Here is a 15,487-nt window from a genome sequence, read left to right on the forward strand (position 1 = left end):
TTCCGGCCCGGTCACCGGCCGAGGCCGGCGGTGAGCAGCTCCACGAAGCCGATGTCCTCCCGTGCGACGCCGAAGACCTCGGCCCGCTGGATGGTGCGTACGGCCCAGGCGCGGTGAGGTTTCACCTCGTTCATTTTGTTCGTGTACGCCGAGCGCAGCACCCCACCCCCGCCGCGCTCGGGCCGCAGGATGTCCTGGGCGTCGCTGAACTCCTCGTGGCTGACGACTGACAGCGCGTGCACGGGAGGGACGTGCGAGGGATGAATACAGGTCTTGCCCTGAAGTCCATTGGCCCGGTCGAGTTCGATCTCGCGCAGCAGCCCGTCGAGGTCGTGCTCGATCAGTGCGGTGCGCAGTTCTTCGGCCCGGCCTTCGAGGAACGGGCTGCGCCGGAGTTGCGGTTTGAACATGCGCTCCTGCAACCGGAAGTACTCCCAGACCGGGCCGGTGATCGTGAAGCCGGTGCCGTCGGCGCGTCCCAGCACGTTCACCACGTCCGCGATGACCCCGGCGACGATCTGTACGTCGTACGCGGTCATGTCCGGCGAGCGGCGCAGGCCGTACGCCGAGCAGAAGTCGGTGACTCCCAGTCGCAGGGCGAGCACCCGGTCGCGGTATTTGTCCACGACGTTGGCAATCCCCGTGAGCGTCGAGGTCCTGGTCTCCAGATGCAGCAGCTCGGGAGATTCGAGCACCGGCATCGCGTACAGCCACCGGCCGCTCGCGCTCTCCGCCTCGGCCAGCGCTTCCAGGAAGGACGTCCCGCGCTCCTCGGTGAACTTGGGCAGTACAAATCCGGACAGCAGCCGGACCGCCGGTCCCAGCCGCCTCACGAGGTCCGGGATCTGGTCCGGCTCACGGACGCGGATGAACAGCAGCGGGACCTCCACGCCCCGCGCGTCGAGGTCCTCGAACTGCCGGACCAGATTGGCCTCGGCCGCGGGCACCTCGGAGTCGTCGATGGAATCCTCCAGGCAGAGCACCATGGAGACGACTCCCCGCCGCGCCTGCTTCAGCACATCAGCGGCGAGCCCGGGCCGGGTGGCCGGGCTGTAGAGCGTGGCGCCGAGAGCCACCGAAAGCACCCTGGCCGGGGAGTCGGCGGTGAACTCGCACGGCTCCTGATGGAACAGGCCCTTGCGAGCAGTGGGCGGGATATGCCCGAAATGACGCATGTGGATCCCCCGTACTGCCGTTATGGCCCGTTGGTCATGTGGCCGGTAATAGTACGTACGGCCGCGTGTCGCAAGTTCCCCGGCCGCATGAAATTCTGGTAACCCATCCGCTTCATTTCCATGTCCGCGACGCCGTGAAGAGGCCCCCACGTTGTCCGCGTGGCGATGGGAAGGCAGGATGACCGGCATGACGCACGCGATGCTGAAGGGCTCGAACGTCCCCCTCGATGCCATGGCCGTACGAGCCGTGCTGCGCTGGTCCCCGGGCACCGGGGTGCCCGATGTGGACGCCTCCGCTCTGCTGCTGGGGCCCGAGGGCCGGGTGCGTTCGGATGAGGACTTCGTCTTCTACAACCAGCCCCGGCATCCTTCGGGGCTGGTGCGGCGGCTGCCCAAGAAGCAGGTCGGTGAGGGACTGACCGATTCGGTCGAGGCCGACCTCGCCGGGCTCCACCCCTCGGTCGACCAGGTGGTACTCGCCGCCTCGTCGGACGGCGCGAGCTTCCAGAATGTCAGCGATCTGCGGATACTGCTCTACGACGCCGCTTCGGCCGACGGCGAACCGCTGGCCTTCTTCGATGTCCGCCCGGAGACCGGCGAGGAGACCGCGATCATCTGCGGTGAGCTCTACCGGCGCGGTGAGGGCTGGAAGTTCCGTGCCGTGGGGCAGGGCTATCCCAGTGGTCTGGTCGGCCTGGCCACGGCGTTCGGTATCTCGGTGGACGAGACGGAGGAGACCGTCGACCACCCGTCGCCCGTCGCCTCCACCAGCGACACCGTGGCCGTGGAGCCGCCCGTCCAGCGCCCGACGCTCCCGGCCCAGGCCGCCACCGAGCCGCTCGCGTCGGGGTACGGATACCCGCAGCCCGCGCTGCCCTCGGCCCCGCCCGCCTACGGCTATCCGCAGCCCATGTCGTCGCCGCGGCCGGCCTACGGATATCCGCAGCCGGCCGCCGCGGCGGCTCCGGCGCCCGATCCCCATTTCCGGCTGCCGCCGATGGGGCCGCAGTTCGCCGGCCAGTAGACACCCGCCGCCCGGGTGGTCCCGGCCCCGGCCGCTCCTGCCGCCAGGGCCTCTCCCGCACAGGGCCGCCCTCAGGTCTTCGTCTTGTAGCCGCGCCCCCACTGCATGCCCCAGCCGTACAGCCGGTCCAGCTCCGCCTGGAAGCCGTAGACGAACTTCACCTCACGGCGCACGATCAGCTCGCCCTTGATGTTTTCCAGCGAGAACACCGCGCACGACCGGGCCTGAGGGGCGTGCTCGTCGAGCTCGATCTCGATACGCGGGCCATTGCTCGGGTAGAGCGTCACCTTGGCATGCGTACGGTCGAAGGCGGGCGTCTGGTCGTAGATGTAGACGAAGACCAGCAGCCGCTTGATCTCCTCCTGGTGATCGAGATTGACGAAGATCGTCTCGCCCGACGGAGCGCCGAACCGGTCGTCGCCGCTGAGCTTGACGTACGGCGGGCCGTTGAGATCCCCGAAGAGGCTGCCCAGCGGCTGGACCACGCCCTTGCTGCCGTCGGTCAGTTCGTACATGCAGCCGATGTCCAGGTCGACATTGACCACGCCCTGCGTATGGGCCTGCACCACTTCGGGCTTGAAGAGTTTGAAGGGATGCCGCAGGAGGCCGCCGCTCCGCCTCGACCGTCCTTCGATGTCGGACGAACGCATCCGCCAGGAGAGGTTCACCCGGAGATTGCCGGTGGCCGCGCCCTGCTTGGAGAGCGAGACCGACGGATGCCGCTTGGTCAGCTCGATGGAGTTGGAGGCCGCACTGCCCGAATCGAACTGCGTAGCCCTTTGCCCCTGCCACAGGTTGTCCCAGAAGGCCATGCCCACCCCACCCCAGTCGTCGTCAACTCGCCACCACCGCCCGTAACAACGGGGCGGCCGGGAGGCTTCCGCCTCCCGGCCGCCCCGTTCAGAGCGTTCCCAGAATCCTCTCCAGGTCACACCCCGGAGGACCGGCTCACCAGAGGGCTCACCGGAGCACGGCTCAGACGCGCAGCGCCGATTTGTCGTCGTCGGGATCCTTGCCGGACTGCTTCGCCGCCAGCGCCTTGTTGCGGCGCACCGAGGACCAGAAGGAGGCGGCGATCAGGACGACTCCGATCAGACCGGTGATGATCTCGTTGATCGAGTGCTCGATGGTGATCAGCAGAATCGCGGCGAGCGCGCCGATCGCGTAGTGCGCGCCGTGCTCCAGGTAGACGTAGTCGTCCAGGGTGCCCTGGCGGACCAGATAGACCGTGAGCGAACGCACATACATGGCACCGATGCCGAGCCCCAGGGCCATCCAGAAGATCTGGTTCGTGATGGCGAAGGCACCGATCACGCCGTCGAAGGAGAAGGACGCGTCCAGGACCTCGAGGTAGAGGAAGAGGAAGAACGCGGCCTTGCCCGCCAGGCCGACCGCCGAGATCTGCTTGCCCTCGGCCCTGGCCTTCTCCTCTTCCTCGTGCTCGTGCTCCTCCTGCTCCTCCAGCCGGTTCTCGAAGAAGCTCGAAAGGCCGCCGACGACGAGGTACGTGATCAGACCGCCGACCCCGGCGAGCAGCACGGTGGCCGACTTGTCCTGGTAGCCCGTGCTGGTGTGGGCGTGGGTGGCGAAGGTGAGCGCCGTGCCCAGAAGGACGATCAGCGCGATGCAGACCGACAGCATGTCGACCTTGCCGAGCTTCGCCAGCGGGCGCTCCACCCAGCCCAGCCACTTGATGTCCCGGTCCTCGAAGATGAAGTCCAGAAAGATCATCAGCAGGAACATGCCACCGAAGGCGGCGATCGCCGGGTGGGCGTCGGTGACCAGGGATTCGTACCGGTCGGGGTTGTCCACCGCGATCTGGACGGCTTCGATCGGCCCGACCTTGGCGCTGATGGCGACAATGACGACGGGGAACACAAGCCGCATGCCGAACACCGCGATGAGGATGCCGACGGTGAGGAAGATCTTCTGCCAGAAGGCATTCATCTTCTTCAGGATCCCGGCATTGACGACCGCGTTGTCGAACGACAGCGAGATCTCAAGGATCGACAGGATCAGTACGACCCCGAACGCCTCCCACCCCCACTGCCAGGCCGCGAAGGCGAGGCCGATCGCCGTGATGGCGATCGACCAGCCGAAGGTTTTCAGGATCACTGGTTACCCCATCTGGTGATTAACGGGTTTCCCCCGCGCAGAGCACTGCTTTACGAAACGTTGACCCCGAAGTCTAGAGCGATGCCCCGAAGTCCGGACGCGTACCCCTGTCCCACGGCCCGGAACTTCCACTCGCCGCCATAGCGGTACAGCTCGCCGAAGATCATCGCCGTTTCCGTGGAGGCGTCCTCGCTGAGGTCGTAGCGCGCGAGTTCCTGCCCGTCGGCCTGGTTGGCCACCCGAATGAACGCGTTACTGACCTGGCCGAAGGTCTGGCCGCGATTGTCGGCCTCGTGGATCGAGACCGGAAAGACGATCTTGTCGCAGTGCGCCGGCACCTTGGAGAGATCGACGAGGAGCGACTCGTCGTCGCCGTCGCCCTCACCCGTCAGATTGTCGCCCGTGTGTTCGACGGACCCGTCCGGGCTGATCAGGTTGTTGTAGAAGATGAACCACTCGTCGCCGAGCACCCGGCCCGACTGGCAGAGGAGCGCGCTGGCATCGAGGTCGAAGGGCGCTCCGGTGGTGGAGCGCGCGTCCCAGCCGAGCCCGACCAGCACCTGGGTGAGGTTCGGTGCGGCCTTGGAGAGGGAGACATTGCCTCCCTTGGCGAGTGTGACGCCCATGATGGTGAGTCCTCCCCGAGGTGGTGTGGTGCTGTACTGCCGGGCATGGCGCGCCTGACGTCATGCCCGTTCACGCCTTCTTCATGCCGTTCGTCCGGTACCGATGCGCGTACGAAGCGGCGACGGGCGCGGGCGGCGCGGGACCGTACTCCCCCCTGAGCGCGTCCGGCGCCGCACAGGGCTGTGCGGCGCCGGACGCGACGGAACGGATCGGCTCAGACGTTGACGCCGAAGTCCTGCGCGATACCGCGCAGACCCGAGGCGTAGCCCTGGCCGATGGCGCGGAACTTCCACTCCGCGCCGTTGCGGTAGAGCTCGCCGAAGACCATCGCGGTCTCCGTCGAGGCGTCCTCACTCAGGTCGTACCGCGCCAGTTCGTTGTTGTCGGCCTGGTTGACCACGCGGATGAACGCGTTGCGTACCTGGCCGAAGGACTGCTGACGGCTCTCCGCCTCGTAGATCGAGACGGGGAACACGATCTTGTCGACATCGGCGGGGACCGCGGCCAGATTGACCTTGATCGCCTCGTCGTCGCCCTCGCCCTCACCGGTGAGGTTGTCACCGGTGTGCTCGACGGATCCGTCCGGGCTCTTCAGGTTGTTGAAGAAGACGAAGTTACCGTCGATGGCGACCTTGCCCTCGGAGTTCGTCAGCAGGGCGCTGGCGTCGAGGTCGAAGTCGCTGCCGGTGGTGGTGCGGACATCCCAGCCCAGGCCCACGGTGACCGCGGTCAGATTGGGCGCGGCCTTGGTCAGCGAGACGTTTCCGCCCTTGCTGAGGCTGACTCCCACGAGTCCTCCTTATGGTTTCTCGGGGCCGGCAACCGTGGCCGGCGGCTGACCTGGCGAGATCAGTGGCCGGCAGCGCGGGCCGCGCGCCCCCTGGTGCGTTGGCATCGGATCAACGAGTGGATCCTAGTGACCGGTTCCCGGTCGCTGTGCGATTTCCGGCGGACACCCCGGGGCGTGGGGAGCGCTTCGCCCGATGGCCTCAGCCCGGTGGTCACGGCGCCCCGGCCCGGGCCGGGCGCGGCCAAAATCCCCGGCGGTGATCTCCGGCCGGCGACCCGGCGGTGGTTCCGGGCGGCGGACGGCGGTTGGGCTCCGGGTCAGAGGGCGGCCAGCGCCTTGATGTAGTCGTTGACGTCCCTGGCGTCCGGCAGAGCGTTGACCACGGTCCAGCGCACGAGCCCCTCCTTGTCGATGACGAAGGTGCCGCGCACGGCGCACCCCTTCCCCTCGTCGAAGACGCCGTACGCGCGCGAGACCTCGCCGTGCGGCCAGAAGTCCGACAGCAACGGATACTCCAGGCCCTCCTGCTCGGCGAACACACGCAGGGTGTGGATGGAGTCGGTGGAGACGGCGAGGAGCTGGGTGTCGTCGTTGTCGAACGCGGACAGCTCGTCGCGGAGGGCGCGCAGCTCGTCCGTGCACACGCTGGTGAAGGCGAACGGATAGAAGAGCAGCACCACGTTCCTGGCGCCGTCGGGCCCATGGAAGTCGGACAGCCGCACAGTCCGCCCGTGGTTGTCCTTCAGCTCGAAGTCCGGGGCGGTGGTGCCGACCTCGATCGCCATGGGGCACGTCCCTTCACTGGGCCCGTCAGATGCCGTCCAGCCTACGCACAGGGCCCCCGCCGACAGAGGTCGGCGGGGGCCGTCAAGGCTGCTTGCTGAGGGCTGCTGCGGCTTGCGCGCTCGATGCGGCGCTCGGAGTCAGCGCTTGGACTTCGCCGCCTTGGGCGTGACGAGCCGACTGCCGGTCCAGTCCTTGCCGGCGTTGATGCTCTTTGTCTGGGACAGGCCCGCGGTCTGGGCGGCCTCGTTGATGTCGCTCGGTTCGACGTAGCCATCACGGCCGGTCTTGGGCGTGAGCAGCCAGACCGCGCCGCCCTCCTCGATCAGACCGATGGCGTCCACCAGCGCGTCCGTAAGGTCGCCGTCCTCGTCGCGGAACCACAGCAGGACGGCGTCAGCCACGTCCTCGTAATCCTCGTCGACGAGCTCCTGGCCAATGACAGCCTCGATGGACTCGCGGAGCTCCTGCTCGACGTCGTCGTCGTAGCCGATCTCCTGGACCACCTGTCCGGGTTCGAACCCCAGCCTTGCGGCCGGGCTGGTCCGTTCCTCCGCGTGGTCCGCGGTCGCGCTCACGGATTGCCTCCTGATCTTGTTTCGGAAAATGCTTCAGCCACGCGCGTGCGCGGGGCATTGGCCGTAGTCCACACGGGCGGGGCGGATCGCGCAAGTACCCGGCCGCCGAGACCGCCGAAACGGTGACGATCCGGGCCACTCCACCGCATCTCCTGTCACTTCGGCACCGCCTTCCGCGATATGCGCCATACGTTTCCTCCCTCTTTGTAATGCTATGCCGGTTCAGTACGCCAATCGGGTCCGAACGGCCGAACGAAACGCTTGGACGGGTTGGGCGTAAGGTTGCGATTTGACCGACGCGCGAGCCCGAGCGGGGGCCGGATTTGGCGGAGAGCGCGGGTTACCCCTCAGTAGAGATGACGTTTCCGTCGCAGCGGTACACGATGGAGGCGGCGTACGTGCCCATGCCCAGGGCAACTCCGCGGGGTCTCACCCGGGGGCCCCTGGCCCGCGTAGAAGCAGTATCCCGACGGCGTGCACTGCATCGATCGCGTGCAGGGCACGACACGACCAAACAGCGAAGGAAAAGCGTGGCTTCCGGATCCGATCGCAACCCGATCATCATTGGCGGCCTTCCCAGCCAGGTCCCGGACTTTGATCCCGAAGAGACCCAGGAGTGGCTCGACTCGCTCGACGCCGCTGTCGACGAGCGAGGCCGTGAGCGCGCCCGTTATCTGATGCTCCGACTGATCGAGCGCGCGCGTGAGAAGCGTGTGGCTGTGCCCGAGATGCGCAGCACGGACTACGTCAACACCATCGCCACCAAGGACGAGCCGTTCTTCCCCGGCAACGAGGAGATCGAGCGCAAGATCCTCAACGCGACCCGCTGGAACGCGGCCGTGATGGTGTCGCGCGCGCAGCGTCCCGGTATCGGCGTCGGCGGCCACATCGCCACCTTCGCCTCCTCCGCCTCCCTGTACGACGTGGGCTTCAACCACTTCTTCCGGGGCAAGGACGGCGGCGACGGCGGCGACCAGATCTTCTTCCAGGGCCATGCCTCCCCCGGCATCTACGCCCGCGCCTTCCTGCTCGACCGGCTGAGCGAGGCGCAGCTCGACGCGTTCCGCCAGGAGAAGTCGAAGGCTCCCCACGGGCTGTCCAGCTACCCGCATCCGCGGCTGATGCCGGACTTCTGGGAGTTTCCCACCGTCTCGATGGGGCTCGGTCCGCTCGGGGCGATCTACCAGGCCCGGATGAACCGCTACATGGAGGCGCGCGGCATCGCCGACACCTCCTCCTCGCATGTCTGGGCGTATCTCGGCGACGGTGAGATGGACGAGCCCGAGTCGCTGGGCCAGCTTTCCATCGCCGCACGGGAGGGCCTGGACAATCTGACCTTTGTCGTCAACTGCAACCTCCAGCGGCTCGACGGCCCGGTGCGCGGCAATGGCAAGATCATCCAGGAGCTGGAGTCGCAGTTCCGCGGCGCCGGCTGGAATGTCATCAAGCTGGTCTGGGACCGCTCCTGGGACCCGCTGCTCGCGCAGGACCGCGACGGCGTGCTCGTCAACCGGCTGAACACCACGCCCGACGGGCAGTTCCAGACGTACGCGACCGAGACCGGCTCGTACATCCGCGAGCACTTCTTCGGCGACGACCAGCGGCTGCGCGCCATGGTCGAGAACATGTCCGACGAGCAGATCCTGCACCTCGGCCGTGGTGGCCACGACCACAAGAAGGTCTACGCGGCGTACGCGGCGGCCAAGGCCCACAAGGGCCAGCCCACCGTGATCCTGGCCCAGACCGTCAAGGGCTGGACGCTCGGACCGAACTTCGAGGGCCGCAACGCGACCCACCAGATGAAGAAGCTGACGGTCGCCGACCTCAAGGGCTTCCGCGACCGGCTGCACATCCCGATCACCGACCAGGAGCTGGAGGGCGGTCTGCCGCCCTACTACCACCCCGGCAGGGACTCGGAGGAGATCCAGTACATGCACGACCGGCGCAAGTCGCTGGGCGGGTACGTACCGACCAGGGTCGTGCGGGCGAAGCCGCTGAATCTGCCCGAGGACAAGACCTATGCGGCGGTGAAGAAGGGCTCGGGCCAGCAGTCGATCGCCACCACCATGGCGTTCGTCCGGCTGCTCAAGGACCTGATGCGGGACAAGGAGATCGGCAAGCGTTTTGTGCTGATCGCCCCCGACGAGTACCGCACCTTCGGCATGGACTCGTTCTTCCCGAGCGCCAAGATCTACAACCCGCTGGGCCAGCAGTACGAGGCTGTGGACCGCGAGCTGCTGCTCGCGTACAAGGAGTCCCCGACCGGACAGATGCTGCACGACGGCATCTCCGAGGCGGGCTGTACCGCCTCGCTGATCGCGGCGGGTTCGGCGTACGCCACGCACGGCGAGCCGCTGATCCCCGTGTACGTCTTCTATTCGATGTTCGGCTTCCAGCGCACCGGCGACCAGTTCTGGCAGATGTCCGATCAGCTCGCGCGGGGCTTTGTACTGGGTGCGACCGCCGGGCGGACGACTCTGACCGGTGAGGGGCTCCAGCACGCGGACGGCCACTCCCATCTGCTGGCTTCGACCAACCCGGCCTGTGTCGCGTACGACCCGGCGTACGGCTTTGAGATCGCGCATATCGTCAAGGACGGTCTGCGCCGGATGTACGGCCCGGACAGCGAGGACGTCTTCTACTACCTCACCGTCTACAACGAGCCGATCCAGCATCCCGCCGAGCCCGCCGACGTGGATGTCGACGGGATCCTCAAGGGCGTCTACCGCTTCAAGCGGGGCGAGCGGGGCGCGATCCCCGCGCAGATCATGGCGTCCGGGGTGGGGGTGCCGTGGGCGGTGGAGGCCCAGCGGATCCTCGCCGAGGAGTGGAATGTCCGGGCCGATGTCTGGTCCGCGACGTCCTGGAACGAGCTGCGGCGCGAGGCGGTCGAGGTGGAGCGGCACAATCTGCTGCACCCGGACGCGGAACAGCGCGTGCCGTATGTCACGCGCAAGCTGTCCGGCGCGGAGGGCCCGTTCGTCGCCGTGTCCGACTGGATGCGTTCGGTGCCCGACCAGATCTCGCGCTGGGTCCCCGGCACGTACCAGTCGCTGGGCGCGGACGGCTTCGGTTTCGCCGACACGCGCGGCGCGGCCCGTCGCTTCTTCCACATCGACGCGCAGTCGATCGTGCTCGCCGTGCTCACCGAGCTGGCCAAGGAGGGCAAGGTCGACCGTTCCGTACTGAAGCAGGCGGTGGACCGTTACGAGCTGCTGGACGCCTCCGCGGCCGACCCGGGCGTGGCCGGTGGTGACGCCTGACTCCGGTGGTGACGCCTGACTAGGGCATGTCCCGGAGCCGCGCGGACATCAGCACGCGCGACGGGGGGCGGCAGGACCCATGAGTCCCGCCGCCCTCCGGTCGTTCCGCCGGCCGTGACGCCGGCTCTCCCGGACCGCCCGGCCGGACGAGGTCAGGCCAGCCAGAGAATCGCCAGCAGGGTATCGATCGCCCCGAGCGCGACCGCTACCACCGACGGAATGTGCGTACTGCTCCAGCGACGGCCCATGGCCAGCCAGCCGCAGACGATCGCGACCGGGCCGAGCACAATGCCCAGCACGAACAGTCCGGCGACCGCGCAGACCAGTCCGACGATCCCGAGCGTCACGCGGTCCGGCCCGGTCCGCGACCTCATCCGGCCGCGTGAGCGGGGGCCCCAGCGTGTACGGGTGTTTCCCAAGCCCGTCATCGTCCCTCCTCGGGGTCGGTCGGGGGCTTTCTCCTCCCCTCGGGTACCCCCGGTCGGCGCGCCCAGACACCGGCTCCCCGGAACGGCTCAGTGCTCCCAGACCTTGAAGGCCCTCACGCGGTACGGCGACCGGGGCAGCCAGGTGCCGCCGCCCGGATAGGTCTCGAACTCCCCGGTCTCCTCGCACTCCTCCGACTGATAGGTCGTCACCGGCCGGCCGGTGCGGTTGGCGAGGGACTCCGCGGTGGCGCCCCGGGGCAGCGGTGTGCAACTGCCGGCGCCGACACCGGACAGCTCATGCGTCTGCCGCGCCCCCTTGAAGTCGCCCTTCTCCCACAGACAGAGCTCGCCGGCCGCGCACTCCCCGAGGCGTGGCGGTGCGGCAGCGGCAGCGGGCCCCGGCAGCAGGGCGGCGACGGCCAGCGCCCCGGCGGCGACGGCCTGCGGCACCGAGCCCGGCCCGGCCCTGCGCCCGGCCCCGGGTGCCGCTCCCCGCCGCGGCCGCAGCAGGGACATCGCCTCCCGCCGCGTCCTCGGCCCCTGCCCCGACGTGTGTGTGGTCCTGCGCATACGGATCAACCCCCGTCTCGTACAACCTGTGCACCCCACCCTGACCTGCGGCATCCGGTCCCGGGAAGGCGGCCGGAGGGCCTCCACCCGAATAGGCGACAGCCCCGCCGGAAGGTTCCGGCGGGGCTGTGACAGGCACGTGATTGACGTCGGGTCATCCGTGGATTGACCTCAGATGTGCACCCCACCGCCCGACGCGTCGGCGTTGATACCACGCTTCGTCAGCAGCGCGACAAAGACCGCCACGGTCGCGACGGCGGCGGCCACCAGGCAGGCCAGCCCCATGCCGGACATAAAGGTGTCGTGCGCCACGCCGGTGATCTTCGCGGCGACCTCGGCCGGGGTGCCGGGCGGCACCGGGGCCACCCCGCCCTGGACCGCCTCGGCGGCCTGGGCCTCCTGCTCGGCGGTGAGCGGCGGGAGCCCCGCCGCGGTCCAGTTGCCCGGCAGGTCGCTGGTGACCTTGGAGGCCATCACCGCGCCGAGCACCGCCGTACCGAGGCTGCCGCCGATCTGCATGGCGGCCTGTTGCAGACCGCCCGCCACACCGGACAGCTCCATCGGGGCGTTGCCCACGATGACCTCGGTCGCGCCCACCATGACCGGCGCCAGGCCGAGCCCGAGCAGGGCGAACCAGATCGACATGGTGAGGCTGCTGGTCCCCGTCTCCAGGGTGGACATGCCGAACATGGCGGCGGCGGTGAGCACCATGCCGCCCGCCAGCGGGACCCGGGGGCCGAGCTTGGTGATCACCACACCCGCCAGCGGCGAGCCGACGATCATCATCCCGGTCAGCGGCAGCAGATGCAGACCGGCGTCGATCGGGCTCATGCCGTGCACGTTCTGGAGGTAGAAGGTGACGAAGAAGAGGCCGCCCAGGAAGGCGATGGCCATCAGCACCATCAGGACCACACCGGCGGACAGCGGTACGGAGCGGAACAGCCCGAGCGGGACGAGCGGCTCCTTGACCTTGGTCTCCCAGAAGGCGAAGAGCCCGAAGCAGACCACGGAGGCGCCGATGAACAGCCAGGTCAGGCCGTCGCCCCAGCCCCATGCCGGGGCCTTGATGATCGCCCAGACCAGACAGAACATGGCGGCGGAGAGCAGCAGGATGCCAAGGATGTCGAAGGACTTCGGGGCGTTCTCCGCCCGGTGGTCCCGGAGGATCACCGCTCCGATGACCAGGGCGACCACGCCGACCGGCACATTGATGAAGAAGACCGACTGCCAGCTGACGTGCTCGACCAGCACGCCGCCGAGGATCGGCCCGCCCGCCGTCGAGGCGCCGATGACCATGCCCCAGATGCCGATGGCCATATTGAGCTTCTCGGCCGGGAAGGTGGCGCGCAGCAGGCCGAGCGCCGCCGGCATCAGCAGCGCTCCGAAGAGGCCCTGGAGCACCCGGAAGGTGACCACGAGGGAGATGCTGTGGGAGAGGCCGATGGCCCCCGAGGCGGCGGCGAAGCCGATGACGCCGATGAGGAAGGTCTGCCGGTGGCCGAAGCGGTCACCGAGCTTGCCCGCGGTGATCAGTGCCACGGCGAGGGCGAGGAAGTAGCCGTTGGTGATCCACTGGACGTCGGCGAAGGTCGCGCCGAGGTCCTGCTTGATGGCCGGATTGGCGATCGCGACGATGGTGCCGTCGAGCGCCACCATCATCACGCCGATGGCCACGGAGAAGAGCGTCAGCCAAGGGTGGCCGCGCAGTCCCTTGGACGGCGCCGCGGCCGGGGGTTCCGGGGCCTGTGGCGCCTTGTCGACGGTGGTCTGACTAGTCATACCGGACACGCTAGTGTCAGCCTCTGACAGTTGACAAACCAATTCACAAGTCGGTAACTGTCACGTAGCTCACAGATAGACTGAGCTGGGCGAAGCGCATTGAAGCGGTGGAATGAGGACCATGCGGTGACCTTCGGGCAGCACATAACCACCGAGCGGGACACAGCGGTTGAACAGCCGGCCGGGCTGCGCGCCCGCAAGAAGCAGCGCACCCGCGACGCCCTGCTGCGGGTGGCCCTGGAACTGTTCACCACGCGCGGATACGAGCAGACCACCGTCGACGAGATCGCGGACGCCGTGGAGGTCTCCCAGCGCACCTTCTTCCGCTATTTCGCCAGCAAGGAGGAGGTCGCCTTCGCGGTGGTGGACATGGTCGAGGACCGGTTTTTCGAGGCCCTGAGCCACCGGCCCGCCTCGGAGGGGCCATTCGAGGCCATGCGCAACGCCGTCACCTCCGCCTGGAACACCATCGGGGAAGCGATCGAGGCGGTCGTACCGGTGGATCTCCATATGCGGGCATATCAGATGATCGAATCCACTCCGGCCCTCCTCGCCGCGCATCTGCGCCGCTCCGCCGAACTGGAGGAGGGAATCGCCCGGCTGATCGCCGACCGCGAGGGCCTGGACGTGGACGCCGATCCCCGGCCACGGGTCGCCGTCGCCGCCTTCGCGGGTGTGATGCGGGTGACCGGCCGGCTCTGGGGGCAGGGACAGGACCCGAGCGTGGAGGCGCTGGGCGAGCTGACCGAGGCGTATCTCGACCACCTCGGTCCCGCGCTCGCCGAGACCTGGCGGAAGCCGGTGCGCGACCGGAGCAGCCGGTCCGCCTGAGGACGGTATGTATACGGGAGCCGCGCCCGCCGACACGCGCGGCCTCCGCCCCGCCGGGGCACGGCACCGGCACCGCCCCTGACGGCCCAGAAGGCTACGGTCCGTCACACGCGTTGTCCGGTACACCCGTAACGCCCCGAAGCGCGCGTGTCGTTCGTATACACGGCGAGGTTACCGGCGGTTCATTCCTCCATGAGGCGTGATCTGCCTCACCGTTGCCACAAGCGTCGCCACGCGCGTCCTAGGGTGGTCCGCAGTGACTTCCTTCGGCTCTTCCCCCTCCCTCAGCTCATGGCGCACGCTGCTCGCCCTCGCCGTGGTGTTTGTGTTGCTGACGACCACCGGATGGACCGCCGTCCGGCATCAGCGCGGCCCCGGCGAGCCCTGGCGGGCCGCCTTTCTCGCCTGGGAGCGGGGCCGGTCAGGAGACCGTCCGCTGCCGCGCCCCACCGCGCCGCCACGGCTGCTGTCGGCGTTCTTCGCCTCTCTCACCGGTGCTGAGCAGGTGCGGCTGGCCACGAAGCATCCGCTCGTCGTCGGCAATCTCAACGGCGCTCCCGTCGCCCTGCGGTACCTCGCCAACCGGCTGGCCCTGTCCCAGGCGCGCCGGGTGGAGCACGACCGGATGACCGACACCAGACTCTCCAGCGACGGCCGGTGGCAGGCGGGGCGGCGGATGCACCGCTTCGAGTCGATGCTCAGCGGCGGCCGGCAGATCCTCGCCTTCGACCCGTCGGGAAAGGGGCGCGCGGCCGAGGTCTTCGGAGATCTCGATCTCGCGGAGCGCGTCTCGGTCGTGGTCCCGGGGGTCGACACGAATGTGCTGACGTTCGAGAAGACACACCGCAGGTACACCGCGCCGGTGGGCATGGCCAAGTCGCTGTACGAAGCCGAGCGGGCCGCCGACCCGGACACCCGTACCGCCGTCATCGCCTGGGCCGACTACACCGCGCCCGCCGGGCTCGGCATGGACGCGGCGATCGGCAAGCTCGCCGAGGACGGCGCCGTACGGCTCTCCGCGCTCACGGCGGCGCTGCCGGGGAACTCCCGCGTCTCGCTGTTCTGCCACAGCTACGGCTCCGTGGTGTGCGGAGTGGCCGCCCGCGCGCTGCCGGCCAGGGTCGCGGACGTGGCGGTCGCGGGCAGCCCCGGCATGCGGGTCGGCAACGCACGTCAACTCCGCACCGGCGCCCGGGTGTGGGCCATGCGGGACCAGGACGACTGGATCCAGGATGTCCCGTATCTGGCCGTGGGCGGCCTCGGGCACGGCGCGGACCCGGTGTCCCGGGGCTTCGGCTCGCGGGTCCTCTCGGCGGAGGGCGCGATCGGGCACAGCGGCTACTTCGAGCCGGGCACCGAGAGCCTCGGCAACTTCGCGGAGATCGGGGTCGGTTCGTACTCCGCGGTGAGCTGTGCGGACGGCGATGTCACCTGTCGGAGTGGAATCCCGGGTGCCGAAGAAGCCGGGGCCGAAGAGATCTGACGCGCGTAGAATTGGTGTGTTGCGGCAGGCGACGCGCGGAC

14 protein-coding genes are annotated in these 15,487 nt (G+C 68.6%); 4 read left to right on the forward strand and 10 right to left on the reverse strand.

What is annotated here, in order from left to right; genetic code table 11:
* Window positions 1-11: 11 nt before the first annotated feature.
* On the reverse strand, window positions 12-1,175 hold the full coding sequence (locus ABZ707_RS02665) for an HpcH/HpaI aldolase/citrate lyase family protein (protein WP_360166505.1): 1,164 nt from the start codon (window positions 1,173-1,175) through the stop codon (window positions 12-14).
* A 178-nt stretch (window positions 1,176-1,353) separates the two neighbouring features.
* On the opposite strand from ABZ707_RS02665, the gene ABZ707_RS02670 reads away from it, so the two are divergent.
* Window positions 1,354-2,199: a TerD family protein gene (locus tag ABZ707_RS02670; protein ID WP_360166508.1), complete on the forward strand. Its 846-nt coding sequence runs from the start codon at window positions 1,354-1,356 to the stop codon at window positions 2,197-2,199.
* A 71-nt stretch (window positions 2,200-2,270) separates the two neighbouring features.
* Here the strand turns inward: ABZ707_RS02670 and ABZ707_RS02675 are convergent, their stop codons facing one another.
* The 6 genes from ABZ707_RS02675 to ABZ707_RS02700 form a co-directional block, all read right to left on the reverse strand.
* The gene (locus tag ABZ707_RS02675) at window positions 2,271-3,011 is read right to left on the reverse strand and encodes a Tellurium resistance (protein WP_360166511.1); all 741 of its coding nucleotides are present in this window, start codon (window positions 3,009-3,011) and stop codon (window positions 2,271-2,273) included.
* 163 nt (window positions 3,012-3,174) lie between these two features.
* Window positions 3,175-4,314: a DUF475 domain-containing protein gene (locus tag ABZ707_RS02680; protein ID WP_360166514.1), complete on the reverse strand. Its 1,140-nt coding sequence runs from the start codon at window positions 4,312-4,314 to the stop codon at window positions 3,175-3,177.
* Window positions 4,315-4,364: 50 nt separating this feature from the next.
* Complete coding sequence (locus ABZ707_RS02685; protein ID WP_360166517.1) at window positions 4,365-4,940, reverse strand: TerD family protein; 576 nt, start codon at window positions 4,938-4,940, stop codon at window positions 4,365-4,367.
* A 215-nt stretch (window positions 4,941-5,155) separates the two neighbouring features.
* A complete protein-coding gene (locus ABZ707_RS02690; protein WP_360166520.1) occupies window positions 5,156-5,731 on the reverse strand; it encodes a TerD family protein in 576 nt (191 codons plus the stop codon).
* Window positions 5,732-6,048: 317 nt separating this feature from the next.
* Window positions 6,049-6,516, reverse strand: coding sequence for a peroxiredoxin (locus ABZ707_RS02695; protein WP_360166523.1), 468 nt, complete (start codon window positions 6,514-6,516; stop codon window positions 6,049-6,051).
* A 138-nt stretch (window positions 6,517-6,654) separates the two neighbouring features.
* Window positions 6,655-7,092 carry a DUF3052 domain-containing protein gene (locus tag ABZ707_RS02700; RefSeq protein WP_319678689.1) on the reverse strand — a complete coding sequence of 146 codons (438 nt, stop codon included), beginning with the start codon at window positions 7,090-7,092 and terminating at the stop codon, window positions 6,655-6,657.
* Window positions 7,093-7,622: 530 nt separating this feature from the next.
* On the opposite strand from ABZ707_RS02700, the gene aceE reads away from it, so the two are divergent.
* Window positions 7,623-10,355: a pyruvate dehydrogenase (acetyl-transferring), homodimeric type gene (gene aceE, locus ABZ707_RS02705; RefSeq protein ID WP_360166528.1), complete on the forward strand. Its 2,733-nt coding sequence runs from the start codon at window positions 7,623-7,625 to the stop codon at window positions 10,353-10,355.
* A gap of 152 nt (window positions 10,356-10,507) precedes the next feature.
* Here aceE and ABZ707_RS02710 read toward each other — a convergent pair whose 3' ends face one another.
* The 3 genes from ABZ707_RS02710 to ABZ707_RS02720 all read right to left on the reverse strand — a co-directional run bounded on the left by ABZ707_RS02710 (window position 10,508) and on the right by ABZ707_RS02720 (window position 13,132).
* Window positions 10,508-10,783: a small hydrophobic protein gene (locus ABZ707_RS02710; protein WP_360166531.1), complete on the reverse strand. Its 276-nt coding sequence runs from the start codon at window positions 10,781-10,783 to the stop codon at window positions 10,508-10,510.
* Between the two features lie 87 nt (window positions 10,784-10,870).
* Window positions 10,871-11,206 (reverse strand): peptidase inhibitor family I36 protein, encoded by a 336-nt coding sequence (locus ABZ707_RS02715; protein WP_360166979.1) that lies wholly within the window; start codon window positions 11,204-11,206, stop codon window positions 10,871-10,873.
* Window positions 11,207-11,524: 318 nt separating this feature from the next.
* Complete coding sequence (locus ABZ707_RS02720) at window positions 11,525-13,132, reverse strand: MFS transporter (protein ID WP_360166534.1); 1,608 nt, start codon at window positions 13,130-13,132, stop codon at window positions 11,525-11,527.
* Between the two features lie 126 nt (window positions 13,133-13,258).
* Here ABZ707_RS02720 and ABZ707_RS02725 point away from each other — a divergent pair, with 126 nt between their 5' ends.
* Together ABZ707_RS02725 and ABZ707_RS02730 are read left to right on the forward strand one after the other, a co-directional pair.
* A complete protein-coding gene (locus ABZ707_RS02725; protein ID WP_360166537.1) occupies window positions 13,259-13,963 on the forward strand; it encodes a TetR family transcriptional regulator in 705 nt (234 codons plus the stop codon).
* Between the two features lie 256 nt (window positions 13,964-14,219).
* Window positions 14,220-15,446 carry an alpha/beta hydrolase gene (locus tag ABZ707_RS02730; protein WP_360166540.1) on the forward strand — a complete coding sequence of 409 codons (1,227 nt, stop codon included), beginning with the start codon at window positions 14,220-14,222 and terminating at the stop codon, window positions 15,444-15,446.
* The last annotated feature ends 41 nt before the right edge of the window (window positions 15,447-15,487 follow it).

The organism is Streptomyces sp. NPDC006923 (assembly GCF_040635655.1).
In the GTDB taxonomy this organism is placed as follows: Bacteria; Actinomycetota; Actinomycetes; order Streptomycetales; family Streptomycetaceae; genus Streptomyces.

Coding starts and splice junctions, on each gene's coding strand:
- ABZ707_RS02720 (WP_360166534.1), bottom strand. CDS start 13,132: ATGACTAGTCAGACCACCGTCGACAAGGCGCCACAGGCCCCGGAACCC.
- ABZ707_RS02685 (WP_360166517.1), bottom strand. CDS start 4,940: ATGGGCGTCACACTCGCCAAGGGAGGCAATGTCTCCCTCTCCAAGGCC.
- ABZ707_RS02710 (WP_360166531.1), bottom strand. CDS start 10,783: ATGACGGGCTTGGGAAACACCCGTACACGCTGGGGCCCCCGCTCACGC.
- ABZ707_RS02695 (WP_360166523.1), bottom strand. CDS start 6,516: ATGGCGATCGAGGTCGGCACCACCGCCCCGGACTTCGAGCTGAAGGAC.
- ABZ707_RS02670 (WP_360166508.1), top strand. CDS start 1,354: ATGACCGGCATGACGCACGCGATGCTGAAGGGCTCGAACGTCCCCCTC.
- ABZ707_RS02665 (WP_360166505.1), bottom strand. CDS start 1,175: ATGCGTCATTTCGGGCATATCCCGCCCACTGCTCGCAAGGGCCTGTTC.
- ABZ707_RS02675 (WP_360166511.1), bottom strand. CDS start 3,011: ATGGCCTTCTGGGACAACCTGTGGCAGGGGCAAAGGGCTACGCAGTTC.